The 25157-nt window shown below is 48.6% G+C and carries 18 protein-coding genes; 13 read left to right on the forward strand and 5 right to left on the reverse strand.

Features of this window, described 5'->3' with window-relative positions:
• Positions 1 to 2: 2 nt before the first annotated feature.
• Positions 3 to 2816, reverse strand: coding sequence for a bifunctional [glutamate--ammonia ligase]-adenylyl-L-tyrosine phosphorylase/[glutamate--ammonia-ligase] adenylyltransferase (gene glnE / locus QUE62_RS07515; RefSeq protein ID WP_286261329.1), 2814 nt, complete (start codon positions 2814 to 2816; stop codon positions 3 to 5).
• A gap of 57 nt (positions 2817 to 2873) precedes the next feature.
• Here glnE and QUE62_RS07520 point away from each other — a divergent pair, with 57 nt between their 5' ends.
• Genes QUE62_RS07520 through QUE62_RS07535 form a run of 4 tightly spaced genes read left to right on the forward strand, consistent with a single transcriptional unit; the run spans position 2874 to position 10550 of the window.
• A complete protein-coding gene (locus QUE62_RS07520) occupies positions 2874 to 7028 on the forward strand; it encodes a YhdP family protein (RefSeq protein WP_286261330.1) in 4155 nt (1384 codons plus the stop codon).
• A gap of 26 nt (positions 7029 to 7054) precedes the next feature.
• Positions 7055 to 7876 carry a carbon-nitrogen hydrolase family protein gene (locus tag QUE62_RS07525; protein ID WP_286261332.1) on the forward strand — a complete coding sequence of 274 codons (822 nt, stop codon included), beginning with the start codon at positions 7055 to 7057 and terminating at the stop codon, positions 7874 to 7876.
• A gap of 7 nt (positions 7877 to 7883) precedes the next feature.
• A complete protein-coding gene (gene tldD / locus QUE62_RS07530; protein ID WP_286261334.1) occupies positions 7884 to 9371 on the forward strand; it encodes a metalloprotease TldD in 1488 nt (495 codons plus the stop codon).
• Positions 9372 to 9428: 57 nt separating this feature from the next.
• Positions 9429 to 10550: a 3-deoxy-7-phosphoheptulonate synthase gene (locus QUE62_RS07535; protein ID WP_286223452.1), complete on the forward strand. Its 1122-nt coding sequence runs from the start codon at positions 9429 to 9431 to the stop codon at positions 10548 to 10550.
• 48 nt (positions 10551 to 10598) lie between these two features.
• Here the strand turns inward: QUE62_RS07535 and QUE62_RS07540 are convergent, their stop codons facing one another.
• On the reverse strand, positions 10599 to 11171 hold the full coding sequence (locus QUE62_RS07540; RefSeq protein ID WP_286226590.1) for a cob(I)yrinic acid a,c-diamide adenosyltransferase: 573 nt from the start codon (positions 11169 to 11171) through the stop codon (positions 10599 to 10601).
• A gap of 34 nt (positions 11172 to 11205) precedes the next feature.
• On the opposite strand from QUE62_RS07540, the gene QUE62_RS07545 reads away from it, so the two are divergent.
• Genes QUE62_RS07545 through proC form a run of 5 tightly spaced genes read left to right on the forward strand, consistent with a single transcriptional unit; the run spans position 11206 to position 16670 of the window.
• Positions 11206 to 12702 (forward strand): FAD-linked oxidase C-terminal domain-containing protein, encoded by a 1497-nt coding sequence (locus QUE62_RS07545; protein WP_286261335.1) that lies wholly within the window; start codon positions 11206 to 11208, stop codon positions 12700 to 12702.
• 2 nt (positions 12703 to 12704) lie between these two features.
• The gene (gene glcE / locus QUE62_RS07550; protein WP_286261336.1) at positions 12705 to 13838 is read left to right on the forward strand and encodes a glycolate oxidase subunit GlcE; all 1134 of its coding nucleotides are present in this window, start codon (positions 12705 to 12707) and stop codon (positions 13836 to 13838) included.
• Between the two features lie 2 nt (positions 13839 to 13840).
• Entirely contained in the window at positions 13841 to 15094 is a 1254-nt protein-coding gene (glcF, locus tag QUE62_RS07555; RefSeq protein WP_286261337.1) for a glycolate oxidase subunit GlcF, read from the forward strand.
• On the forward strand, positions 15091 to 15825 hold the full coding sequence (locus tag QUE62_RS07560) for a YggS family pyridoxal phosphate-dependent enzyme (RefSeq protein ID WP_286223458.1): 735 nt from the start codon (positions 15091 to 15093) through the stop codon (positions 15823 to 15825). The genes glcF and QUE62_RS07560 overlap by 4 nt, the downstream gene beginning before the upstream one ends.
• A complete protein-coding gene (proC, locus tag QUE62_RS07565; protein WP_286261339.1) occupies positions 15822 to 16670 on the forward strand; it encodes a pyrroline-5-carboxylate reductase in 849 nt (282 codons plus the stop codon). The genes QUE62_RS07560 and proC overlap by 4 nt, the downstream gene beginning before the upstream one ends.
• Before the next feature lies 1 nt (position 16671).
• On the opposite strand, the gene ubiA is transcribed toward proC, so the two are convergent.
• Genes ubiA through recG form a run of 3 tightly spaced genes read right to left on the reverse strand, consistent with a single transcriptional unit; the run spans position 16672 to position 20577 of the window.
• Entirely contained in the window at positions 16672 to 17532 is an 861-nt protein-coding gene (gene ubiA / locus QUE62_RS07570; RefSeq protein WP_353506844.1) for a 4-hydroxybenzoate octaprenyltransferase, read from the reverse strand.
• Positions 17532 to 18458 (reverse strand): LysR substrate-binding domain-containing protein, encoded by a 927-nt coding sequence (locus QUE62_RS07575; protein ID WP_286223461.1) that lies wholly within the window; start codon positions 18456 to 18458, stop codon positions 17532 to 17534. Before QUE62_RS07575 ends, ubiA begins: the two co-directional genes overlap by 1 nt.
• A gap of 10 nt (positions 18459 to 18468) precedes the next feature.
• Positions 18469 to 20577, reverse strand: coding sequence for an ATP-dependent DNA helicase RecG (gene recG, locus QUE62_RS07580; protein ID WP_286261344.1), 2109 nt, complete (start codon positions 20575 to 20577; stop codon positions 18469 to 18471).
• 30 nt (positions 20578 to 20607) lie between these two features.
• Here recG and queA point away from each other — a divergent pair, with 30 nt between their 5' ends.
• From queA to secD, 4 genes are all read left to right on the forward strand, one after another.
• Positions 20608 to 21669 carry a tRNA preQ1(34) S-adenosylmethionine ribosyltransferase-isomerase QueA gene (gene queA / locus QUE62_RS07585; RefSeq protein ID WP_286261346.1) on the forward strand — a complete coding sequence of 354 codons (1062 nt, stop codon included), beginning with the start codon at positions 20608 to 20610 and terminating at the stop codon, positions 21667 to 21669.
• Positions 21670 to 21681: 12 nt separating this feature from the next.
• On the forward strand, positions 21682 to 22836 hold the full coding sequence (gene tgt, locus QUE62_RS07590; protein WP_286261348.1) for a tRNA guanosine(34) transglycosylase Tgt: 1155 nt from the start codon (positions 21682 to 21684) through the stop codon (positions 22834 to 22836).
• An 88-nt stretch (positions 22837 to 22924) separates the two neighbouring features.
• Entirely contained in the window at positions 22925 to 23254 is a 330-nt protein-coding gene (gene yajC, locus QUE62_RS07595) for a preprotein translocase subunit YajC (protein ID WP_286261350.1), read from the forward strand.
• A 40-nt stretch (positions 23255 to 23294) separates the two neighbouring features.
• Positions 23295 to 25154 (forward strand): protein translocase subunit SecD, encoded by a 1860-nt coding sequence (gene secD / locus QUE62_RS07600; protein WP_286261352.1) that lies wholly within the window; start codon positions 23295 to 23297, stop codon positions 25152 to 25154.
• Positions 25155 to 25157: the final 3 nt, after the last annotated feature.

Below are 25157 nucleotides of genomic sequence, written 5' to 3' on the forward strand. Positions count from 1 at the left end.
AACTAAACAGGTTGTGAGGGAGCACCAAAGACTTCGTCCCATAGTTTCGTCACGCATGCTTTTGCTTTCGCAAAATCAGGGTGCTCATGGATAGATACCCGAATTTTTTCTGCTCCGTCCAGACGTAATCGATGCTGTTGGGCTCGAAACATGCGATAGGCATTCCCAATTTCAAGCGCATCCATCTCAGAGATCAACTGATGATTTGCGGCAATTCCTAAAAGTGCAATATTGCCTAAGTTACCCAATAAATCAGGGTATTGGCGAGCGTAGGCCAAAACTAAATACTGAACGATGAATTCAATATCGACCATGCCACCAGGATCATGCTTTAAATCAAAATCATTGGATAAATTTGGATGGCCAGCATGAACCTTATGGCGCATCTCAATAATTTCATGTTTGAGATCAGAATGATTTCGCTCGTGGGCGAGAACTTCCTTGCGTATCTCTTCAAACTGGGCTCCCACCTTTGGATCGCCCGCAGCAAACCGCGCCCGAGAAATGGCTTGATGCTCCCAAACCCAGGCGGCATTATCCCCCTCGCGCAATTGATAGCGTCGAAAGGAATCTAGATTAGTTACCAAAAATCCTGCGGCTCCATTGGGACGCAGGCGAGTATCGATTTCAAATAGAGTGCCGGCAGCAGTTAAAGTCGTCAACCAATTAATCATGCGCTTACCCAGCACCGAGTAAATCTCCTGAGCCGCATAGTCGGTTGGTGATGCGTCATATAAAAACACGAGATCGAGATCTGAGGCATAGCCCAACTCTTTGCCACCCAATTTGCCATAGGCAATCACTGCAAATGGTGGCTGATGTTGCGGATTGAGACCAAACTTCTCTGCAACCGATGGCCAAACGCGCTCATAGGTTGCCTGCAATACCAAATCAGCCAGCGCAGATAAGCGATCACTCACCCGCTCAGTGCTTAAACCCTCTGGAGCACCTATTCCTAGATCAGCTAGGAGAATCAAAAAAGTTTCAGTGTGATGCGTTACCCGCAGGATATCCATGGCATGATCTGGGCTCGCCCCATCCGCAAGGGCGTCATCCAAACGCAGATCAAGATTTGCCTTTACTTTGCACCAATAGCTCTCAGGATCATGAATCAACTCAGATTGCGCATTGGCCGATAACAGATCGTCCAATAAATGAGGATGCCTTGCTAAATATTGAGCAGCCCATTGCGAGGCATTGAGGAGCATCAATACTTTTTGCAAGGCATTAGAGTTCTCAGCCAGAATGGATAGATAAGCGCTACGACGACAAATGGCCTCTAAGAGATCAAAAAAACGCAAGAGGGTTTGATCTGCATCGTCTGGATGGTCGGCCTCGATATCGTTCGCAGCTTTTTTTAATAAACTTCGTATCGTGAGTCGACTTTTCTCGGGCAGTGATTTGGCACGGGAGCCCTCCTGCCAGGCGCTCCACCGCTCATTGGCCTTGGGGAATAAATCAGCATTGGGTTGCCAGCTTGCGTCGTTTGCATCAATTTGCAAACGATTACTTTCGTCTAAGGCAAAGGCCTTTTCAAAATAACGTGCTACCTGATTTTGATGCTCGGTGAGTGTTTGCATAAACTCCTCGAGACGCCCTTCTTGATTCGGTCCAGCCATGGCTTGTGCCAACTGCGCTCTCGCATCATCCTGCTCAGGCAAATAATGTGTCTGCTGGTCTTCCCAAATCTGGATGCGATGCTCTAAACGTCTCAGAAATACATAAGCAGATTTGAGCGCTTCAATTTCTACTGCGCTCATCAGTCCACCCTCTTGCAGTTGATCTAAGACCTCAAGCGTTGGACGAATTCGCAAGCGCGGATCGGTGCCACCCCGCATTAACTGAAACATCTGGGCTAGAAACTCAATTTCACGGATTCCACCGCGGCCTAACTTAATGTCACGCGATCGCCCGCTGCGTTGATTACTCCGCTTATCTGCCTCTCGCTGAATTTGTGCATGCAACTCCCGAATCGCTGCAATCACACCGTAATCCAAATGGCGACGATAAACAAATGGCCGAATAATCTGCTCAAGCCCCTTTTCACATCGAACATAATCGGGATGCGATATGGGCGGATAAATCATGCGGCCCTTAATCCAAGCGTAACGCTCCCATTCACGCCCTTGTACAAACAAATACTCCTCGAGCATTTCTAGACTACAAACTAAGGGCCCAGAATCCCCATTAGGTCGCAAGCGCATATCCACCCGGAATACAAATCCATGGGCATCATGCTCAGAAATCATTTTGATGAGACGCCGGCCCAGCTTCGTAAACCATTCGTGGTTTGAAATCGAACTTGCCCCGTGTTGGGTCTCGCCTTCTTCCTCGTATAAGAAGATCAGATCAATATCCGAGGAAAGATTGAGTTCGCGACCACCCAATTTACCCATCCCCACAATTATGAGTGGCAGTTCGTAGTCTTCAGTCCGAGCCCAAGGTAGACCAAAGCGCTCTTGGAGATCCGTACGAAGATAACGCACGACTAGCCCAAGTACTTGCTCCGCAAAGTAGCTAAGCGCCTGGGTCACCTCTAATAAAGGGGCCAGGCCATTAAGGTCTCGACAACCAATCCAAAGCATTAACTGTTGACGAACCAGCCGCAGCTCACTCATCAGTGCTGCCTCATCTAACTCCTGACGATCGAGAGCCTGGCTGATTGGTAGGAGCAGCTGATCGATTTGGGCGGTGTCGACCGGCGTATGTATGCGCTCCTCTAGCCAAGCGCGCCAATCCGCGTGGGCACTTAGCCAGCGATTTGCATAGACGGAGTTTTTCTCCAGAAAAGAAAGGGCGTCTTGATTGGAAACCATACCTTATCTTAATCGCTACTAGCCCAATCAATAGAGGGTGTCGGATAATGGATAGCAATGACCGAAAAAAAGTATCCGTTACGCCTCAAAGACCTCCTCAGGATGCGGCCCGACGCCACCTCATGGTCACGTTGGTCGCGCCGTCTGGCAATTTTGGCTCTCATTACAGTCGGACTCATGATTCTTGGGCATCTGGTGATCCGATTCATCATTTGGCCGCAACTTGAAACCTCAAAACCGGCTGTCGAAAAGTTACTGTCACAACGCATTGGCGTTGAGGTCAAAATCAATGAACTCAATGTCTACTGGCAAGGGATCCGTCCAGTCTTTGATATTCGCGACCTAGAATTTGTGGTCGATTCCAAACGCAATCCGACGACGATTGCAGATGCACCTCCTCTAAAGATCGCTGACATCCGAGGAGAACTCAGTTGGTCATCGTTTTATCACCTCAAACCCTATTTCACAAAATTACATGCCAGCAATGCAGTGATTCAAGTAACACGTGACTCACAAAAACGTTTGTATGTCGCTGGCATTCTTGCGGGTGATGGCGGCGATGATTTCCATCTCGAAAATTGGTTGTTTAAACAGGGTGATTTAAAGATTTCTGATATCAATATTCTTTGGAAGGATTTCTCAAAGTCCAAAGCAGATGCCGCAGATCTACGCATCGAGTCCATGCAACTACGAAATGGAATTCGGCAGCATGAACTTGATGCCGCTATTTATAGCCCATGGCATCAAGGCACCCTAACTCTCTCGGGAAAATTTTCTCACCGTCTTGGTGGGCAAGCGGGTCATTGGCGTGATTGGATTGGCGACTTTCAGTGGAAGGTCGCACAACTCAATCTCGGCCAATTTAGTCGTGATTTTGAAATCCCTTTTAAACAACTCAGTGGGGTGCTGGACTCATCAGGGTCGATTGCCTTAAATAAAGGCATCCCCGATGGTGGACAGTTCAAACTAGCAATCGAGCAACCCGTCTTTCAACAATTAAAGAGCAATCAGGCGCTTGAGTTTGGACGTTTGGAAATGGAAGCGAAGCAATTCACCTCTGGAAAGTTCATTTCGCTTGGGGTGCAGCAATTTGCCTGGTTAAACAAGAATCAAAAACCAGGAACCCCCATGGAATCTCTGGCACCCATGACTTTTGGCTGGCAGGCGCCCAAAGGCGATGGCGAGCTTGAGAGGTTTGCATTCTCTTCGGCAAAAATTAGTCTTGAGAACCTCAGTCTGTTTGCATTGAACCTGCCCATTCCCAATCGAATCCGCCAGGTTTTAGAACAAACCGAACCACGTGGTGAGCTGATCGATGTTGATATCACATGGGCCGAACCAAAATCCAATATTCCCCTGATCGGTGGCCTCTTAAGTGGCCAAGGACCTAAATTTAATATTACCGGCACCCTCAATCAGGTGGGCATCAAGGCTTACCGGGACACTATCCCAAGCATTGCTAATTTAAGCGGCACGATTACCACCAATCAAAGCCAAGGCAGCATCAAACTCAACTCACAAAATTTGCGATTAGTAATTGCCGACTTTTTAGCAGAGCCGCGTCTGCAGTTCGATAGTGCAAGTGGAGCGCTTAGTTGGTCATTAAAAAATAAACAATGGCAAATCGGCTTTAACCAGCTCTCCGTTAACAATCCGGATATCGCATTAATTGCTGATGGCAATTACCTAATTGGTAAAGAAAAGGCACCGGATACTTTAGATCTAACCATTCAGTTTCCTAGAGCAAAGGCACAAACAATCTACCGCTACCTCCCTGCAGAAATGTCAAAGGACGCGCGTGCCTATATTGAAAAGGCATTCATTGGGGGCGAGATTAATAATGGGCGCCTCAGAATGAAGGGGGATCCTAATTTGGCCCCTTATGATGCTCCAGGAAGCGGCGAATTTGCATTAAATCTACCGATTTCTCAAACGGTTTTTCGACCAGCCCCCTTGTTTCCATCCACAAAAGGCAGCTGGCCTGAATTCACGGAAGTAAATGGTGTCGTTTCTATGCAGCAAGCCAAGCTGATGGTGGCTATCAAAGATGCTCGCTACCAAGGTCTTCAAATTCAAAATGTCAATGCAGAAATTCCAAATGTTTCTAGCGCAAAGCCTGTCCTCAATCTCAAAGGAAACATCACTGGCCCGATGAATGACATGATGGACTATCTCAGGACAACACCAATTCTTCTCACGCGTCCAGAATTAGCAAAGAATCTGAAGTTATCAGGCCCAGCAAAACTTGATCTAGATCTCCTTTTGCCCCTACAAAATACAGATGACGTTAAATTAAATGCTTTGCTGAACTTAGATAACAATGTCGTCGTTTGGTCTGATCTTGCTCCTTTTAATCAAGTACGAGGCAGCATTCGCATTACCGAAGATCTACCTCGCTTTGAACAGGTAAGCGCTGAATTCTTTGGTGGCACGATCAATATTCGACAAAACACGGCGCAATCGCAAACCAAACAAGATCTTTATGATCTCAATGGAACAATTGATCTTGAACGCCTTGAACGTCACTATGCCAATCAAGTAGGTCGCCAATCTCAGCAGCTCTTAAAGGCACTGGATGGTAAGGCTGCATTTAAAGGCAAACTGGGTATTACTAGTAACACCACAGATCTCAATCTCGACTTAGATTTCAATGCTCTAAGCACCACCCTTCCTGAACCCCTCAGTATCAAGAAGGGTAACAAACTAAACGGGATTTTTCGTTATCAGTCCAACGCCAGCGAGGGAGCGCCCAAGCGAATTGCACAATGGTCCGCACAAATTGGGAAATCAATCACCCTACAAGGAAAGCAAGGTCCAGATGGGATTGTGGCGCAAGGAATTGGAATTGGTGCCCCAGCCATCATCCCTGAGCGTGGCTTGGGTCTCAATTTGCAAGCAAGCGATCTCAATATTGATGCCTGGCACCGCCTTTTATTTTCGAACGATGGGGTAAATAACAAACCCGAGGCTGCCAATATGGCTAGCTCTACAGATGGTGTCAATGGCCTTCAAGTATTTACAGCACGCGTCAATCAAGCGATTGCCATGAATCGCTCCTGGCCCAATCTTGCCGTAAGCGCCAAATTAGGGGGTGATACTTGGCAGCTGAATTTGAAATCTCCCAATCTTGAGGGTGACATTCAGTATCAGGAAAGAAAAAATTCCGATCTTCTCAAAGGCAAATTGCTTCGTTTGCATATTCCTCCAAGATTACAAAATCTGACAAATTCAAGCGCATCCGCTGACAAAGAGGTATCACTTAATGCGATTCCTGAACTGGATCTAAGTATTGATGACTTTAATTTCAATCAATACAAACCAGGCGCGATCGCAATCAAGACACGTAATAGTACAAATCGCATCACGATTGAAAGTCTCAAAATTAACAATCCAAGTTCGTCATCAACGGTCACTGGCGAATGGACAAGCGATGCCCAAGGCAATAATGAGCGCGTCATCATCGATACGACATCACAGGTTAAGGATCTGGGAACCGTGGTTGCCTATTGGGGCAATCCCAAAGCAGTTGAAGGCGGGAAGGGAACAATCAACGCCAAATTGGATTGGAGCGGTCCTCCCTACAATCCCTCCTTTGATACCCTGGCTGGCAATGTCAAGATCAATCTAGAAAATGGTCGCTTACTTCAAGTGGACTCCGGTTTTGCCAAAATTATTGGGGTGTTCAGTTTGCAAAGCTTATTAAAGTTTGCAACCTTTGATATTCAAGGTAGCCTTGGTAGTGTAGTTACCTCGGGAACCGCTTTCAACACTCTTTCTGGTGATTTTGTTTTGCGCAACGGTGTCGCCCGAACACAAAATTTCACGATGCAACTCAATCAAGCTCGCGTTGCCACTAGCGGTCTCGTGAATATTCCCAAGCAAACCCAAGACTTACGAATCACCATCTTCCCAACGATTGATGCAACAGCAGGCGCTCTTGCGCTCTTCGCAGTCAATCCGATTGTTGGCGCTAGCGCTCTGATTGGGCAATATTTAATCAGCAATCAACTAAACCGCACACTTCAGACCGATTACCTAGTTCAGGGAAGCTGGGATAAACCTGATGTAATTCCGCTGGACCAAAATGGCCAGCCTTTAGATCCAAAAGTGCTTGAGACCATCCGCTCTCGAAATTTATTGCGTGAGCAAAAGATGCCGCCAGCACCAAGCCCATCAAAGCCAGTCCCCACCACCCCAGCGCCTGCCAATTAACGACTAAAGCTTTAGTATTTAGTGGTATGGCAAATAAATTAACAGTAGCAGCAATTCAGATGATTTCATCTGCGAATTTGGCAGACAATCTGAGCACTGCTGAACGTCTAATCAAAAACGCGTCTGACCAAGGTGCAGCAGTGCTTGCGCTACCTGAGTATTTTTGCCTAATGGGCCTTGCGGATACCGACAAGGTCAAAGTGCGGGAGACCTTTGGTCGTGGTCCGATTCAAGACGCGCTTCAAGGCTTTGCTCAAAAGTATCAGATCTTCTTAATCGCAGGAACCATTCCCCTCGAGGCGAGTGATCCCCAAAAGGTGCTAAATGCGAGCTTAGTATTTAATCCTGATGGTCAGTGCATTGCCCGTTACGACAAGATCCATCTATTTGGTTTTCAGACGTCTAATGAGCGCTACCAAGAATCTGAAACGATTGAGGCGGGCAACCAACCTACAACGGTTCGCATTTTGTATGAGGGCAAGGAGTGGGTGTTTGGTTTAAGCATTTGCTACGATCTTCGTTTTCCGGAACTCTATCGACAGCAGGCTGGAGTTGACTGCCAAGTGATTCCAGCTGCATTTACCCACACCACAGGCAAGGATCATTGGGAGATTTTGCTCCGTGCCCGGGCTATTGAAAACCAGTGCTATTTTTTAGCATCTGCCCAAGGTGGGCTTCATCAAAATCAACGTCGTACTTGGGGTCAATCCATGCTGGTCGACCCCTGGGGCAATATTGTTTCTGAACTCGCCACTGGCGAAGGCTGCGTGCTTGGTGAGCTAGACTCAACTGCACTCGAAGAGGTGCGCTCTAAGCTACCCGCCCTAAACCATCGTAAGCTTATTTAAAAGAACCATGAACTCACTCGCTATCCCAAACCTTGCAACAACTGCAAGCCCACAAGAGGCTCTCGACATTGCCCATTCTTTTTTACTCAAGCCCAATGGCCTCAGTCCTTCTGATCTTGATCAACTGTTTGGGGTGATGCATGCGCATCGCTTAGATGATGCGGATTTATATTTTCAGCACACACGTAGCGAACAATGGAGTTTAGAGGAAGGGATTGTCAAATCCGGTAGTTTCAATATTGATCAAGGTGTTGGTATTCGTGCGATTTCGGGGGATAAAACGGCATTTGCTTACTCGGATGTGATTAGCTCTGAAGCTTTATTAAAGGCTGCCCATGCTACTCGTGTGATTGGCCCCAAGGGTGGCAAGATTAAAGTCCGCGCCCCACTTTCTGCATCGACCCATACCAATCCAACTCTATACAGCGCCCACAACCCTCTGGACTCATTAACGCCCCCAGAAAAAATTGCGCTCTTAGAGGGGATTGAGCGGCGCGCGAAGGCACGTGACCCACGCATCATTCAGGTGATGGCTAGTCTTGCGGGTGAGTTTGATGTCGTCATGGTAGCTCGCTCGAATGGCTTATTAGCTGCCGATATTCGCCCGCTTGTACGAGTATCCATCCATGTCATTGCCGAGCAAAATGGTCGTCGAGAATCCGGCTCTGCCGGCGGTGGAGCACGCGCCGACTACGGTTTTTTTGATACCCAGCGTATCGATCAGTGGGTCGACGAAGCAGTTGATCAGGCCCTCCTAAATCTCGATTCCCGTCCAGCACCTGCAGGTCCAATGACCGTTGTGATGGGGCCGGGATGGCCCGGTGTACTGCTGCATGAAGCCATTGGTCACGGCCTCGAAGGAGACTTTAATCGCAAAGGATCTTCTGCGTTCTCTGGACGCATTGGTCAGCGTGTAGCCGCTAAGGGTGTCACGGTGGTTGATGATGGAACACTCAGCGGACGTCGCGGCTCTCTCAATATGGATGATGAGGGTACACCCACGCAATGCACCACCCTGATTGAAGACGGTGTTTTAAAGGGCTATATTCAAGATAGTCTGAATGCACGCTTGATGGGAATGCCACTAACAGGCAATGGACGGCGTGAGAGCTTTGCCTCGCTGCCCCTACCCCGTATGACCAATACCTACATGCTATCTGGTCAATATGACCCAGAAGAGATTGTGGCCAGCATTGATCGAGGTCTCTATGCTGTGAACTTTGGTGGTGGGCAAGTTGATATCACGAGTGGCAAATTTGTATTCTCTGCCTCGGTGGCGTATTGGGTGGAAAAAGGCAAGATCCAATACCCCGTCAAAGGCGCAACCATTATTGGCAACGGCCCAGAATCTCTCAAGCAAGTGAGCATGATCGGCAACGACCTTCGTCTAGATAGCGGGGTGGGCGTATGCGGCAAAGAAGGGCAAAGCGTCCCGGTTGGTGTGGGTCAGCCAACCTTGCGCATTGATGAGATGACCGTTGGGGGCACGGCTTGATTTGCATGCGTTTGTATTGGATCGCACCGACCTCTATGAGGCTTTAGAATAGAGGGTATGAGCACAAAACCCCATACCCCCCAAGAAAACTGGTACGCAAGCTTAGATAAAACCTCTGCGACCGATGATCAACGTGTCGGCAACATTACTGTTTTGCCGCCTCCCGAGCATTTAATTCGGTTTTTTCCAATCGTAGGTACTCCAACTGAAAAATTAATCGGGCGTACTCGGGACAAAATACGGAACCTAATTCATGGCAAGGATGATCGCCTCCTAGTAATCATTGGTCCTTGCTCGATCCATGATCCTTCCGCAGCATTGGAATATTGCCAACGCCTCATGAAAGAGCGTACTCGCTTAGCAGACGATCTAGAAATTGTCATGCGCGTCTATTTTGAGAAACCCCGCACGACAGTTGGTTGGAAGGGACTCATCAACGACCCCTATCTCGATGAGAGTTTTAAGATTGAAGAAGGCCTGCGTATTGCGCGCCAAGTACTCATGGAAATTAATCGCTTGGGCATGCCAGCCGGCAGCGAGTTCCTGGATGTGATCTCGCCTCAATACATTGCCGATCTAATTTCATGGGGTGCAATCGGCGCCAGAACGACAGAGAGTCAAGTTCATCGCGAACTGAGTTCTGGATTATCTGCGCCAATCGGATTTAAAAACGGTACTGATGGCAATATCAAAATTGCAACCGATGCGATTCAAGCGGCGCATCGGCCACATCATTTTTTATCGGTACATAAAAATGGTCAGGTTGCAATCGTTGAAACTAAGGGCAATAAAGACTGTCACGTGATTCTGCGCGGTGGCAAAGAACCCAATTACGAAGCAAAGTATGTTGAGGCAGCGTGTGCTGAACTAGAAGCTGCAAAGTTACCAGCCTCTTTGATGGTTGATCTATCGCATGCCAATTCAAGTAAACAGCATCAACGGCAAATCGATGTTGCTAATAATGTTGCTGAACAAATCGAGCGTGGATCCCGTAAGATTTTTGGGGTGATGATTGAAAGCCATCTAAACGCCGGCGCTCAGAAGTTCACACCCGGCAAGGATGATCCAAAACAGCTGGAATATGGCAAGAGTATTACCGATGCCTGCATTAACTGGGATGATTCTGTGAAGGTGCTTGAACGTCTTGCCCAAGCGGTTCGCAAGCGGCGGCGCGCCTAGTTATGTTTTATTTATTAGGAACGCGGCTTTAGGCCGCGTTTTTTCTTTCTAGTTGTCTTGTGCTTTATTTTGATTCTTCCACAGTACGTCTTGACCACCAGCGGCTTGGTTTAAAACCCGGGCAATCACAAATAGAAGGTCGGATAAGCGATTCACGTATTGACGCGGCGAGTCCGCAATTGGGTCAACCCAACCCAACTTAACAATCGAGCGTTCAGCGCGTCGACAAACCGTTCGACAGACATGCGCTTGAGCTGCTGCACGGCTTCCTCCTGGCAAGATAAATTCTTTTAGCGGAGGCAGATTGGCGTTGTAGTAAGCTAACCAAGTATCGAGCTGTTCGACTTGCTCAATTTTTAATAGGGTGTAATTAGGAATACAAAGCTCTCCACCCAAGTCGAATAAATCATGCTGGACTCGCAGGAGTAATGCCTGAAGATCAGAAGCAATTGATGGAGGGAGATCTTCGGTCATCAAAACCCCAATTTGGGAGTTGAGCTCATCCACATCGCCCATCGCACAGATGCGTAAATGATCTTTTTCAACTCGGCTACCGTCACCAAGGCCAGTCATACCGGCATCACCAGTTCGGGTTGCAATTTTTGATAGTCGATTTCCCATGAACAGATTATAGGTAAATGGCTAAAATAGACGAATGAATGCCCCCGCTTCTTCTGCTGAAATCCAATCTCTACAGGCCAAACAGGCTATTTTGGTCGATGCCTTACGGCCATTTCTAGGGGATGATGCCCTGCTTTGGCAGCCCGAGGACACCATTCCCTATGAATGCGATGGCTTGGCGGCTTATCGCAAAATGCCCCTAGCAGTAGCGCTTCCTGAGAATGAAGAGCAAGTGGTGAATATTCTGAAGGTCTGCAAAGCCCTGGGGGTTCCTGTAGTACCCCGCGGCTCGGGCACCGGTCTCTCAGGCGGTGCAATGCCAATTGAACAAGGCTTGGTTTTATCGTTAGCCAAGTTCAAAAAGATTTTGCAGGTCGATCCCTTTACACGCACTGCGGTCGTACAACCAGGTGTCCGTAACCTGGCAATCTCAGAAGCGGTCGCAAAGCATGGTTTGTACTATGCGCCTGATCCATCCTCGCAAATTGCTTGCTCGATTGGCGGAAATGTCAATGAGAACTCAGGTGGCGTGCACTGCTTAAAGTATGGCTTGACGCTTCACAATGTATTGCGAGTCCGTGCCGTCCTCATGAATGGTGATGTGGTGGAATTTGGCAGTATGGCACCAGATTCACCAGGTTTGGATTTGTTAGCTGTATTGATTGGTAGCGAAGGAATGCTCGGTATCGTCACAGAAATTACTGTGAAGCTCGTACCAAAACCAAAATTAGCACGCGTCATTATGGCCAGCTTTGATGATATTGAAAAAGGTGGTAATGCAGTCGCCGCCATCATTGCTGCGGGGATTATTCCAGCTGGTTTAGAGATGATGGATAAACCAACCACGCGTGCTGTTGAGGAGTTTGTGCATGCTGGCTATGACCTCAACGCAGAAGCAATCTTATTATGCGAATCGGATGGAACCCCCGAAGAAGTCGAAGAAGAAATCGCACGCATGAATGCCGTGTTAGAAAAGCAAGGGGCTAGTCGCATTCAAGTGTCTGAAAGTGAGGCAGAACGTTTGCGCTTTTGGAGTGGACGCAAGAATGCCTTCCCCGCCGCTGGTCGGATTGCGGCAGATTATTACTGCATGGATGGAACCATTCCAAGGCGTCATATTGCAACTCTACTCAAGCGCATCAAAGGCATGGAGACCAAATATGGTCTGGGCTGTCTCAATGTCTTTCATGCGGGAGATGGCAATATGCACCCCCTCATTTTGTTTAATGGTGCCGATCTGGATGAGTGGCATCGGGCTGAAGAGTTTGGTACTGAAATCCTTGAGGCCTGTGTTGAGCTCGGGGGCACCATCACCGGTGAACATGGTGTGGGGATCGAGAAGATTAATTCCATGTGTGTTCAATTTGGCGAACAAGAGCGTGAGCGTTTTTGGGGGGTTAAAGCAGCATTTGATCCAGATCGTCTTTTAAATCCTGATAAAGCCATTCCAACTCTTAATCGCTGTGCCGAATATGGACGGATGCGTGTCAGCGGTGGTGTATTGCCCCACCCCGAATTGGAGCGCTTCTAGGCATGAAAGAAACCGTACTATCCCAGTTTCGTGAGCAAATTATTGAGGCTGGTAAACAGAATCAGGTGCTATCGATTCAAGGTGGTAATACAAAATCATGGTACGGCAACCCAAACCAGTCTCCCATTTTGAGTACGAAACCGTATCAGGGGATATTAGATTACCAACCTGAGGAGTTAGTAATCACGGCGTGCGCTGGCACACCGATTGCAGAAATCGAGTCAACCTTGGCCAAAAATAATCAGATTCTGCCGTTTGAGCCGCCCCACTTTGGAGAAGATGCGACTTTTGGGGGTGTGATTGCTGCGGGCCTCGCTGGCCCTGCTCGCATTAGCGCCGGAAATTTACGGGACTTTGTTTTGGGAACTCGACTCATGGATGGTCGCGGTGAAGACCTATCCTTTGGCGGCAAGGTCATGAAAAACGTCGCCGGTTACGATGTCTCGCGCCTGCTACCGGGTTCACTAGGAACGCTCGCTCTGCTTTTGGAGGCCTCTGTAAAAGTACTGCCAAAGCCCGCTGCCACTGCGAGTCTACGCTGCAAGACGGGCGCTGCCAATGCATTAAAAGTACTCAATGAATGGGCTGGACAACCTTTACCGCTCAACGCCAGCGTATGGATTGGTCATGCAGGTGATGAAGGCGAGCTAACGATTCGATTGGCAGGCGCTAAGGCGGCGGTCACCTCTGCTAGTCAAATGATACAAGATCGACTTGGCGCTACCGTACTCGATGATTTAGAGGCTGATCTATTTTGGCGTAATCTTCGTGAGCAGCAGCTTTCTTGGTTTACTCAAATGCCAAATCATCATGCACTTTGGCGACTCTCCTTGCCTGCCAACTGCCCAGTGCTGGAGATACCTAAGGATTGCTCACCAGCAATCATGATGGAGTGGCATGGACAAGAGCGTTGGATTCAAGGTCCTGCTAATCAATCAACGGCGAACGTGTTACAAAAACTCGCACTACAGCATGGCGGGCATGCGACCTGCTTTCGATCCTTGAATGCCGATGGGTTTGAACGCTTTACACGTTTGGAATCCAATCCACTAACTGCCGGATTAGAGGCTGTACAAAAACGCTTGCGCCATTCCTTTGATCCCTTTGGCGTATTTACCACTGGGCGCCTACCTTAAGTATGGAAACAAAATTAGCTCCTGAGTTCATCAATACTGTTGATGGTATTGAAGCAAAACGTATATTAGGCAAATGCGTACATTGCGGGTTTTGTACAGCAACTTGTCCAACCTATCAACTTTTGGGTGATGAGTTGGATGGGCCTCGTGGTCGCATTTATTTGATCAAACAAATTGCTGAAGGTCAGGCTCCCACGGAAAAGACCCGAACCCATTTGGATCGTTGTTTAACGTGTCGAAATTGCGAAAGCACCTGTCCCAGCGGTGTGGAGTATGGCAAGTTAGTTGATATTGGCCGTAAGTGGGCCGAAGAAAAGACAGCCCCTCGCCCCGTTGGGCAGAAGTTAACGCGTTGGCTATTAAAAGAAGGGTTAACTAACAAACCTTTATTTGATTCAGCGATGCGCATTGGTCGCATCATGCGTCCACTGATGCCCGCCTCCCTGGCTCGTAAGGTTCCCAATGGCTTGCCAGCAGGTCCAAAGCCCAATCAACAGCACAACCGCAAAATGCTCATGCTCGATGGCTGTGTTCAGCCTGGCATGCTACCTAACATTAACCATGCCACACTACGGGTGTTTGATGCTTTAGGTGTTCAGTTAATTAGTGCCCCCAAAGCGGGTTGCTGTGGTGCGCTACGGTATCACCTCAATGATCAAGTCGGCGGTCTGGCGGATGCGAAATGCAATATCGATGCGTGGTGGCCATTCATTGAGAATGGCAAGGACTCAGTAGAAGCGATTGTGATGAATGCGTCGGGCTGCGGAGTGATGGTCAAAGACTATGGTCATTTATTGGCGGATGATCCTGTCTATGCAAACAAAGCAGAGCGTGTCTCGCAATTATGTAAAGATGTTTCGGAGCTCTTACCTGAGTTTAAAGACGCAATAATTAGTCGAATTGGCGCACATCCAAAACCTGGTGTGGTTTACCATCCTCCATGCACATTGCAGCATGGTCAACAAATTCGCGGGAAGGTAGAAGGTCTTCTCGAAAGTCTGGGAATCTCTGTTCATTTATGCGCTGACAGCCATCTATGCTGCGGCTCAGCGGGTACATACTCGATTTTGCAAGCCAATCTTTCTGAGCAATTACGGGCTCAGAAACTTCAAAATCTTGAGGCTGCCTGTACGCAATCAGGAGCCAAAACAATCGTCTCTGGCAATATTGGCTGCATTAGTCATTTACATCAAGATGATCTACCTGTGCGCCATTGGATTGAAATCATCGATCAATTGTTGCCAAAAAACCCATGAGTCGGATTACTGATCGCCTGATGGCTGTTCGGCATCGCATTGATGCAGCCGCTGAACACTGTGGTCGGGATCCTGAGTTAATTGAATTAATTGCTGTTAGCAAAACCTTTCCGGCGAGCGCGATTGAGGAAGCGATGCATGCTGGTCAAAAAGCCTTTGGTGAAAATTATGTCCAGGAGGCAGTCGAAAAGATTCAACGACTCGATCAACTGCGTCCATGGCTGGAGTGGCATTTTATTGGTCCGCTGCAAAGTAATAAAACATCAGATATCGCCCAACACTTTGATTGGATTCACACCATTGATCGCGAGAAAATTGCGCAACGGCTCTCGGATCAACGACAAGCCCATAGTCGTCTGGGCCCCCTTCAGGCATGCGTTCAGGTCAATATCAGTCAAGAAGAAAGTAAGTCGGGTGTAATGCCAAGCGATACCTTGCAACTGTGTAAGGTGGTAGCTTCGCTTCCGGGCTTGGTATTGCGAGGTCTTATGGCTATCCCAGCTCCCAGTTCCAATGAGGCCGAGCAGCATGAAGCTTTTGCAGCAATGCGGCACTTGTTTGAGGATATTCGGATGCAAACTCAAAGAGTGGCTGGTTTTGAAGACTTTGATACCCTTTCCATGGGAATGTCCGACGATCTTGAGGCGGCGATTGCTGAGGGTGCCACGATGGTGCGCGTTGGTAGTGCAATTTTTGGAGAGCGCAAACAAAGCGCTAAGATAGAGTCATGACAAATATCCAACCGATGAATACCGTATTTATTGGTGGTGGCAATATGGCCAGAGCGATTATTGGTGGTCTCTTGCAGCAAGGGGCCAACTCAAAGTCCATTTGCGTGATTGAACCTCAAGCACAAACTGCCAAACTGCTTGAGAATGATTTTTTGATTCCAACCTATGCGGCTGTAAGCGATGCGCGTCAGAAAATTGAGACAGCACACATCATTGTTTTAGCCATCAAGCCCCAAGACTTTAAGACCGCAGCCACTGAACTCAGTAAGTATTTGCAAGCTGTTGCTCATGGCCCCGTGATCCTGAGCATTGCAGCCGGAATCCAAATTGCTGATATGTCACGCTGGCTTGAATACTCCGCATGCATTCGTGCCATGCCCAATACCCCTGCCCTGATTAATCAAGGGATCACCGGTTTATTTGCACCAGCTTGCGTCAGTGAGCAGCAACGCAAATACGCTCAAATGATTGGCTCCGCTGTTGGTAAAGTCATTTGGGTCTCTGATGAATCCCAAATGGATGCGGTGACCGCCTTATCAGGAAGCGGCCCGGCATATGTATTTGCTTTTTTAGAAGCCCTTCAAGCTGGGGGGGAGAAGATGGGGCTTGCGCCAGAGATCGCTCGTGAGTTGGCTAATCAAACTCTGATGGGCGCGACCACCCTTGCTCTCCAGTCTTCCGAATCCCCCGCGAGTCTTCGTCAAAAAGTAACCTCCAAAGGTGGAACTACTGCTGCTGCACTTGATGTCCTTGATCAACGGCAGTGGGCAGCGATTTTGCAAGACGCCCTACTGGCTGCTCAAAAACGTGGGGCGGCCATGGCGAAAGAATTTGGGCAATCCTAGACTACGAGCGCAGCGCTAGCCCAAGCACAATTCCTAAAAAGAGCGCAGCCCCCAACCAATTGTTGTGTAAGAAGGCTTTAAAGCATGCTTCGCGCTGCCGGGTGGCGACTAATCGCAGTTCGTAAATAGCGCAACCGAGCGCTAAGAACCAGCCCACATAGAACCAAGAACTCAGGTCAATCATCTCGGCCACCCAAATTTGGGAGGCCAACAAGAGCCCATAACAAATCGAGATTGCCGTTACATCAAACCGCCCAAAGGTAATGGCAGACGTTTTAAGTCCCAAGCGTAGATCATCATCGCGATCGACCATGGCATAGGCAGTATCGTAGGCAATCGCCCAAAAAACATTGCCAGCAAATAAAATCCAGGCCTCTAGCGGTATGTGATTTTGTACTGCCGCAAACGTCATGGGAATACCAAAACCAAATGCCAGGCCAAGGATTGCTTGAGGGATTGAAAAAAAGCGTTTCGTAAAGGGATAAATGGCTGCTAAGAGAACTGCCACAACCGATAACTGCTTGGTCAAGCCATTTAAAGGCTGAATCAATCCAAATGAGATCAATGCCAAAATCACGGCGATTGCAATTGCCTCGTACTTAGATATTTTTCCACTGGTAAGTGGGCGATGCTGTGTGCGTTCTACGTGCTTATCAAAATGACGGTCAGCATAGTCATTAATCGCGCAACCAGCACTGCGCATCAAGACCGTTCCCAAGCAAAAGATCAATAGGATGATTGGGTTTGGAAAGCCATCGCTTGCAATCCAAAGGCCCCAAAGTGTTGGCCACAGTAGTAAAAGAATGCCGATGGGCTTATTCAAGCGCACCAGATGGATGTAAGACTGCAAACGCCCAGAAATCAGAGCAGCCTCGCTCCAGGTAAATCGCACGCTCGAATGGTCCGAGCAATCGCCTTCATAGCCTCAACCCTGGGATAGCCTTTACGCCAGACCAAACTAACGCGCCGCGTTGGCTCAGGTGATTCAAATGGGATGTAGAGGATCAATCCGTCACGATCATTTGGATTACTGACTGAGGTGCGCGGCAAGACCGTAATTCCGATTCCGCCGGCGACCATTTGTCGGATGGTCTCTAGCGAGGATCCCTCAAAACTACGATGCTCCCCAAGCGTTAGGCCTGTGCCAAATCGATTGAGTTCTGGGCAAACGCCCAGCACATGATCCCGAAAGCAATGGCCTGCCCCGAGCAACAAAGTATTTTGTTCCTTCAGTTCTTTTTGGCCAATCGATGTTCGGTCTGACCATTCATGCCCTTTAGGGATCGCTACCAAGAAAGGTTCTTCATAGAGATCTACAAAATCCAAGCCAGCACTTGGAAATGGGTCCGCCAAAATGGCACAGTCAAGCTCTCCTTGACGCAACATCTCGATTAAACGGACCGTAAAGTTTTCTTCCAAAAATAATGGGGCCTTCGGTAAGGTGTCGCGCGCTACACGAACGAGACTGGGTAGCAAATAAGGAGCGACGGTATAAATTGCACCAAGTCGCAACGGTCCAGATAGGGGATCCTGCCCATGCTTTGCAAGATGCTTGAGTGCGTTGGCTTCCTCGAGTACCCGTTGTGCCTGCTGAATAATCACGGCACCAAGGGTTGTGAGAGCCACGTCTGAACTGGTGCGCTCAAATATTTGGGTTTGCAATTCTTCTTCTAACTTTTTAATGGCAACCGATAAAGTGGGTTGCGATACATGACAGGCTTCAGCGGCACGTCCAAAATGGCGCTCACGAGCAACTGCAACGATGTAACGAAGTTCAGTTAAGGTCATATGCTTATTATCAGGCCTTTAGAAAATCTGTGCGCGAACCCAGCCAGCGTCCCAAATGCGCCTCAACCAGCTCTGGGTAGGCGCGTAACCAATGCTCAGCAAGCTCTTGTGCAACCTGAATTAACCAGGCATCGCGCTGTAAATCGACAAAGCGCAACATGGCTTCACCCGACTGCCTTGCTCCCAAAAGCTCGCCAGGACCACGCAAAGCAAGATCGCGCTCCGCAATTACAAATCCATCAGAAACCTCGCGTAGGGTCTGTAAACGTTCTTTTGCAGCCAAGGATAGAGGCTCGGAATACATCAAGATGCAGGCTGACTGATTAGAGCCCCTGCCAACACGACCTCGCAATTGATGGATCTGTGCATAACCAAAGCGTTCAGCATGCTCGATCACCATTAGTGCAGCATTGGGAACATCTACTCCAACCTCAATCACCGTGGTTGCCACCAATACGTCAATCTGACCGGCTTTGAAAGCGGCCATAATGGCCGCTTTCTCATCCGCTTTCAGACGCCCATGAATCAAAGCTAGCTTGTATTCGGATAAATATTCAGATAACTCAGCATGACTAGCAACTGCTGTTTGTAATTGCAAGGCTTCTGACTCTTCAATCAGCGGGCAAACCCAATAGGCCTGAAGACCCTTTTGCAACCACTGCTTCAAACCCTCAATCACCTCGTGGCGCCTAGCATCTTTAACCAATTTGGTGGTAATTGCTTGTCGTCCCGGTGGTAACTCGTCGATGACCGAGACATCGAGATCGGCATAATAGGTCATTGCCAGGGTTCGTGGGATCGGGGTAGCAGACATCATGAGTTGGTGGCAGTAGTAAGTTTCTGAACCAATACGCTGAGTGATCTCCAGGCGCTGACGAACCCCAAAACGATGTTGCTCATCAATCACTGCCAATCCCAGTGCGGCGAATTGAACGGCATCCTGAATGAGCGCATGCGTTCCCACAATGATTTGAGCTGTACCCGATGCAATCATTTCTTGTGCATGTTTTTTTTCTTTCCCTTTCATGCCACCCGATAACCAAACCACACAAATGCCGAGTGGCTCAAACCACTCCTTAAATTTCCAGTAATGCTGTTCTGCCAAAATTTCAGTAGGCGCCATGATGGCCGCCTGAAATGAGCGCTCCACTATCTGTGCGCTGGCTAGAGCTGCGATGATGGTTTTACCGCTCCCAACATCACCTTGCAAAAGACGATTCATGGGAAATGGTTCGGATAGATCATGGGTAATCTCCGACCATACTCGTTGCTGTGCATTGGTGAGCTCGAACGCCAGGGAGCGCATCAGTTGTAAAGGAAGGTTTTCTAATTTCTTTGGTGAGCTCGATTGTTTTGGCGGCGCAGGACGCGCTCTGCGAGTAGCATGCGCTCGCTTTAAAGAAATTTGTTGCGCAAGGAGTTCTTCCAATTGCACCCGACGCCAAGCGGGATGGGTTCGCTCAATGATGGATTGAGTATCAGCATCAACCGGTGGCTGATGTAAATAATGGATGGAATCTCGTAGGCTCCACTTCATCACGCTTTGTGCGGCAGGGCTTAAAGCGCTCTGCGGAATTGTTTCTGCCAACCAGGCTTCTAAGCCGGGATCCTTCAAGGCATTGAGTACTGCCTTCCGAATTTTGGCCTGACTCACTCCCGCAATCACCGAATACACCGGGGTTAGGCTTTTGGGCAAGGGTGTATCAGGTGATACGACGCGCACCGTCGGGTGAACCATTTCTGGGCCGAAATAGCCATCCCGAACATCACCCCGAACCCGTACGTGTACCCCAACTGCCATTTGCTTTTGTTGACTGGGGTAAAAATTTAGCCAACGAAGGTTTAAGCTACCTGTATCGTCCTCGATCGTCACTAAAAGCTGTCGACGGGGTCGATAAACGACTTGACTACGAATCACTCGCCCTTGCGTTTGAACCGGACCTTGGAGTGCCGATGCGCAGGCCTCGTCAATCGTCCACAGCTCGGTTTCATCCTCGTAACGAATAGGCAGATGAAGAGCCAATGCGGCAGGCGTAGTCAGCCCCATTTTCTCGAGTAGATTAGGAGACCCCTCACGGCTCGGTGTTTTAGGTGCTTTTGGGTTGGACTTGGCTCTCATGGTTAGAATCCCAACACCGATAGTAATGCCATGCAATTATCCGACTTCAACTACGACCTCCCGCCTGAGCTAATCGCTCAGCATCCTCTTCCACAACGATCCGCCAGCCGGCTCTTGGAGCTGGTGCAGACTGCGGATGGGAGACCTGAGTGCATTGATCGTTCATTTACCGATATTGTCCAATTAATTAGTCCAAACGATCTCCTTATTTTTAATAACACCCGAGTTATTCCGGCCCGCCTGTTTGGCCAAAAGGAAACTGGTGGACAGGTTGAGGTTTTGATTGAACGCATCACGGGGCCTAATCAAGCGATTGCTCAGATTCGTGCATCCAAGGTTCCAAAACCCGGAGGCAAAATCCGGCTGCGCGCCCATTCTGATTCCATCACGGCCGACGACGCCCCAACGCTCATAGTGAATGGTCGGGTCAATATTGGCGGGAATAGTGATTTCTACGAAATTGTATTTCCTGAGAATGCAATGTCTGTATTAGAGAGCTATGGTGAACTCCCATTACCTCCCTACATTAGCCACACACCCGATGAGGAAGATGCCAATCGATACCAAACCGTGATGGCTCAAAAACCTGGGGCGGTAGCCGCTCCAACCGCAGGCTTACATTTTGATGAGGCTCTACTCAAGCGTCTACGGGATCATGGGGTACAACAAGCAGCCATTACCTTGCACGTTGGCGCAGGGACATTTACTCCGGTTCGGCATGAAGACTTGGCGCTCCATCAAATGCACTATGAGTGGTACTCGATCCCCAAAAATACGATCGAGGCAATTGAACGTACCAAACAAAATCAGGGCAAGGTGATCGCAGTGGGCACTACAAGCATTCGAACACTGGAAAGTTATGCCATCACCGGTCAACTTGAAGGTGAAACAAATTTATTTATTACGCCTGGCTTTGAGTTCAAAATCGTCGACGCACTCATCACGAATTTTCATTTACCAAAGTCAACACTTCTCATGCTTGTTAGTGCGTTTGCTGGGCTCGATGCAATTCGCCACGCCTATGCTCATGCTATTCGCGAGCGCTACCGATTCTTCAGCTACGGTGATGCCATGTTTCTGCGGCGAACCTGAGACAATGCGGGTATGAGCCCACTCGAATTCACATGCATTAAAGAGGACACCGATAGCCACGCGCGTCTTGGGAAAATACGCCTACCCCATGGTGAGGTTCAAACCCCTATTTTTATGCCAGTGGGAACCTATGGCACTGTGAAAGCCGTTACCCCCCGTGACCTTCACGAAATGCAAGCCCAAATTATCTTGGGCAATACCTTTCACTTATGGCTGCGTCCTGGTTTAGATGTGGTTCGCAAACATGGCGGTCTGCATCGATTTATGGGCTGGGATAAACCGATCCTGACTGACTCAGGAGGCTTTCAGGTATTTAGCTTGGGCGCCCTTCGCAAAATTACGGAAGATGGCGTCACCTTCTCTTCACCGATTAATGGCGATAAATTATTTATGTCACCCGAAGTGTCGATGGAGATTCAAGCAACGCTCAATAGCGATATTGCAATGCAATTTGATGAATGCACGCCCTATGAAACTCAAGGACAACCCACTTCCGAAAAATCCGCGAGCGAATCTCTGCAATTGTCACTACGTTGGGGCGAGCGCTCGATCAAGCGCTTTCGTGAATTGGAAACTGGTAATGCCCTATTTGGAATTGTTCAGGGTGGCATGTATGAAACACTTCGAGACGAATCACTCGCGGGTGTAGCCACTCAAGGCTTTGATGGGATTGCGATTGGGGGTCTATCGGTTGGCGAACCCAAGCCTGAATTTGAGCGCATCTTGAGTCATACAGGGCCGCGCCTACCCAAACACTTACCGCATTACCTGATGGGGGTTGGAACCCCTGAAGATTTAGTGCTTGGGGTCAGCATGGGGATTGATATGTTTGATTGCGTGATGCCAACGCGTAACGCCCGAAACGGTTGGCTATTTACCCGCTTTGGGGATCTCAAACTTCGCAATGCCGGCTACCGTGACGATGATCGACCGATTGATATGCAATGCACCTGCTATACCTGCCGACACTTTACCCGCTCATATCTGCATCACCTCCAAAAAGCCAATGAAATTCTCGGGGCTCAGTTAAATACGATCCATAATCTTCACTACTACCTTGAGCTCATGGAAGGCATTCGCTCTGCTCTTAAAGAGGGGGTTTTCTCGCAATTTAAAGCCCTGTTTCATCGCCAACGCCAACGCGGCATTGAGCCCCACCAAGACTAAGGCTTTAGGGTTAGTCTCAAAATCCCGGCTGAGCGCCAGTCGGTTTAGAATTGCGGCTTATGTGTCGTAATTAATTGGAGGCCCCAAGATGTTGATTAGCAATGCTTTTGCGCAAAGCGCGCCTGCTGCAGGTGGTGATGCTGGTGGATTAATGAGTTTTACTCCCTTAATCCTTATGTTCGTGGTGCTTTATTTCATCATGATTCGTCCACAGATGAAGCGGCAGAAAGAGACCAAAGCGATGCTCGAGGCACTTGCTGCTGGCGATGAGGTCATTACTGCCGGTGGTATTTTGGGGAAAGTCACTGCTGTTAAAGATCAGTACGTAACCCTTGAGCTAGTTCCAGGTACCGAAGTGCAGATGCAAAAGAATGCAGTAACGAGCGTTCTACCCAAAGGTACGATTAAATCCGTTTAATAAATCAGGGCGCTTTATTGGCGCTCACTAAGCCAGCACTATGAATCGCTACCCCCTTTGGAAATACCTTGTTATTGGGGTAGCTCTCGTCATTGGTTTTTTGTATGCCTTACCCAATATCTTTGGTGAGGCACCCGCAGTTCAAATCTCCGCAGCCAAACCTACGATCAAGGTCGACCTCACTACCCAATCTCGGATTGAGTCACTGCTGAACGAGTCAAGTATTCAAAACACGGGGATTTTCTTTGAGCGCACTGGGAATGTCGGTAGCATCAAGATTCGCTTTGAAAATACCGATACACAACTCAAGGCAAGGGATTTAATTAATCAGAAGCTCAATCTAGATCCCAAAGAGCCTAACTATATTGTGGCGCTCAATCTTCTCTCCAATACACCCAATTGGCTTGGCTCAATTAATGCTCTTCCCATGCCTTTGGGTCTGGACCTCCGTGGTGGCGTGTATTTCTTGTTGCAAGTTGATATGCAAGGAGCAGTCCAGAAGAAACTGACTTCCTTGGCGACTGATATTCGTGGACAACTACGTGATAAAGGGATTCGTCATCAGGGCATTGAACGCGCAGGCGACGCCATTACGATTCGCTTTGGATCGACTACAGAAGCAGATGCTGCCCGCGCGGCGCTGGCAGGTCCTCAAGCTGATCTAGAGTGGCTTCTTGAAAAAGCAGCCGATGGCGCCAAACTCGTTGGGCGATTTAAGGCAAGTGCGCTTAAAGAAGTTCAAGAAAATGCTGTCAAGCAAAACATCATTACCCTCAATAAACGCGTCAATGAATTAGCGGTCAAAGAGCCGGTGATTCAACAACAAGGGGCGGAGCGCATCGTGGTGCAACTTCCAGGCGTTCAAGATACTGCGCGCGCCAAAGATATTATTGGTCGTACCGCAACCCTTGAATCCCGCCTCGCAGATCCAGTCGCCTCAACAATTGGTCTCAATGAAACCCCGCCACCCGGTACCGATGTATTTCGATTTGGCGAGAATCGCCTTGGAGTATTCAAAAAATCGGTGATCTTCACAGGCGATCGCATTACCGATGCAAGTGCTGGCTTCGATCAGAACCAACGCCCCTCTGTCAACATCTCACTGGATGCCGCGGGCGGAAGAGTAATGCAAGAGGTAACGCGTGAGAACATTGGTAAGCCCATGGGCATGATTCTGTTTGAAAAGGGCAAGGGTGAAGTATTAACAATTGCAACGATTCAAAGTGAGTTTGGCTCGAAGTTCCAGATTACTGGGCAGCCGACCACTGAAAGCGCCAATGACCTTGCGCTCCTTTTGCGCGCTGGATCCCTGGCTGCCCCCATGGAAATTATTGAAGAACGCACCATTGGTCCAAGCTTGGGTCTTGAGAATATTGAAAAAGGATTTACGTCTCTCATCTATGGCTTTGCAGCGATCGCGATTTTCATGATTGCCTATTACATGCTATTTGGCACATTCTCAGTCATTGCGCTTGGGGTTAATTTAGTTCTCTTAATTTCTTTACTATCAATGCTACAAGCCACACTCACCCTGCCTGGCATTGCGGCGATGGCATTGGCGATTGGTATGGCGATTGACTCCAACGTTCTCATTAATGAGCGGATTCGGGAAGAGCTACGCAATGGTGCGGCTCCCCATACAGCGATTGCGATTGGCTTTGATAAGGCGTGGGCTACGATCTTGGATTCCAATATCACGACACTCATTGCTGGTTTAGCCCTGCTTGCCTTTGGCTCAGGCCCCATTAAAGGCTTTGCAGTAGTGCATTGCCTTGGCATCTTGACATCAATGTTCTCCGCCGTATTCTTTGCGCGTGGCATCGTCAATCTTTGGTACGGACGTCAAAAGAAGTTGCAGTCGATTTCGATTGGCCAAGTCTGGCGGCCACAGGGGAAATAAGTC

It is taken from the genome of Polynucleobacter sp. HIN9 (genome assembly GCF_030297635.1).
Taxonomy (GTDB): Bacteria; Pseudomonadota; Gammaproteobacteria; order Burkholderiales; family Burkholderiaceae; genus Polynucleobacter.

Excerpts from the sequence above, each read along its gene's own strand:
- glnE (WP_286261329.1), bottom strand. The coding sequence starts at position 2,816 with ATGGTTTCCAATCAAGACGCCCTTTCTTTTCTGGAGAAAAACTCCGTC.
- QUE62_RS07520 (WP_286261330.1), top strand. The coding sequence starts at position 2,874 with ATGACCGAAAAAAAGTATCCGTTACGCCTCAAAGACCTCCTCAGGATG.
- QUE62_RS07525 (WP_286261332.1), top strand. The coding sequence starts at position 7,055 with ATGGCAAATAAATTAACAGTAGCAGCAATTCAGATGATTTCATCTGCG.
- tldD (WP_286261334.1), top strand. The coding sequence starts at position 7,884 with ATGAACTCACTCGCTATCCCAAACCTTGCAACAACTGCAAGCCCACAA.
- QUE62_RS07535 (WP_286223452.1), top strand. The coding sequence starts at position 9,429 with ATGAGCACAAAACCCCATACCCCCCAAGAAAACTGGTACGCAAGCTTA.
- QUE62_RS07540 (WP_286226590.1), bottom strand. The coding sequence starts at position 11,171 with ATGGGAAATCGACTATCAAAAATTGCAACCCGAACTGGTGATGCCGGT.
- QUE62_RS07545 (WP_286261335.1), top strand. The coding sequence starts at position 11,206 with ATGAATGCCCCCGCTTCTTCTGCTGAAATCCAATCTCTACAGGCCAAA.
- glcE (WP_286261336.1), top strand. The coding sequence starts at position 12,705 with ATGAAAGAAACCGTACTATCCCAGTTTCGTGAGCAAATTATTGAGGCT.
- glcF (WP_286261337.1), top strand. The coding sequence starts at position 13,841 with ATGGAAACAAAATTAGCTCCTGAGTTCATCAATACTGTTGATGGTATT.
- QUE62_RS07560 (WP_286223458.1), top strand. The coding sequence starts at position 15,091 with ATGAGTCGGATTACTGATCGCCTGATGGCTGTTCGGCATCGCATTGAT.
- proC (WP_286261339.1), top strand. The coding sequence starts at position 15,822 with ATGACAAATATCCAACCGATGAATACCGTATTTATTGGTGGTGGCAAT.
- QUE62_RS07575 (WP_286223461.1), bottom strand. The coding sequence starts at position 18,458 with ATGACCTTAACTGAACTTCGTTACATCGTTGCAGTTGCTCGTGAGCGC.
- recG (WP_286261344.1), bottom strand. The coding sequence starts at position 20,577 with ATGAGAGCCAAGTCCAACCCAAAAGCACCTAAAACACCGAGCCGTGAG.
- queA (WP_286261346.1), top strand. The coding sequence starts at position 20,608 with ATGCAATTATCCGACTTCAACTACGACCTCCCGCCTGAGCTAATCGCT.
- tgt (WP_286261348.1), top strand. The coding sequence starts at position 21,682 with ATGAGCCCACTCGAATTCACATGCATTAAAGAGGACACCGATAGCCAC.
- yajC (WP_286261350.1), top strand. The coding sequence starts at position 22,925 with ATGTTGATTAGCAATGCTTTTGCGCAAAGCGCGCCTGCTGCAGGTGGT.
- secD (WP_286261352.1), top strand. The coding sequence starts at position 23,295 with ATGAATCGCTACCCCCTTTGGAAATACCTTGTTATTGGGGTAGCTCTC.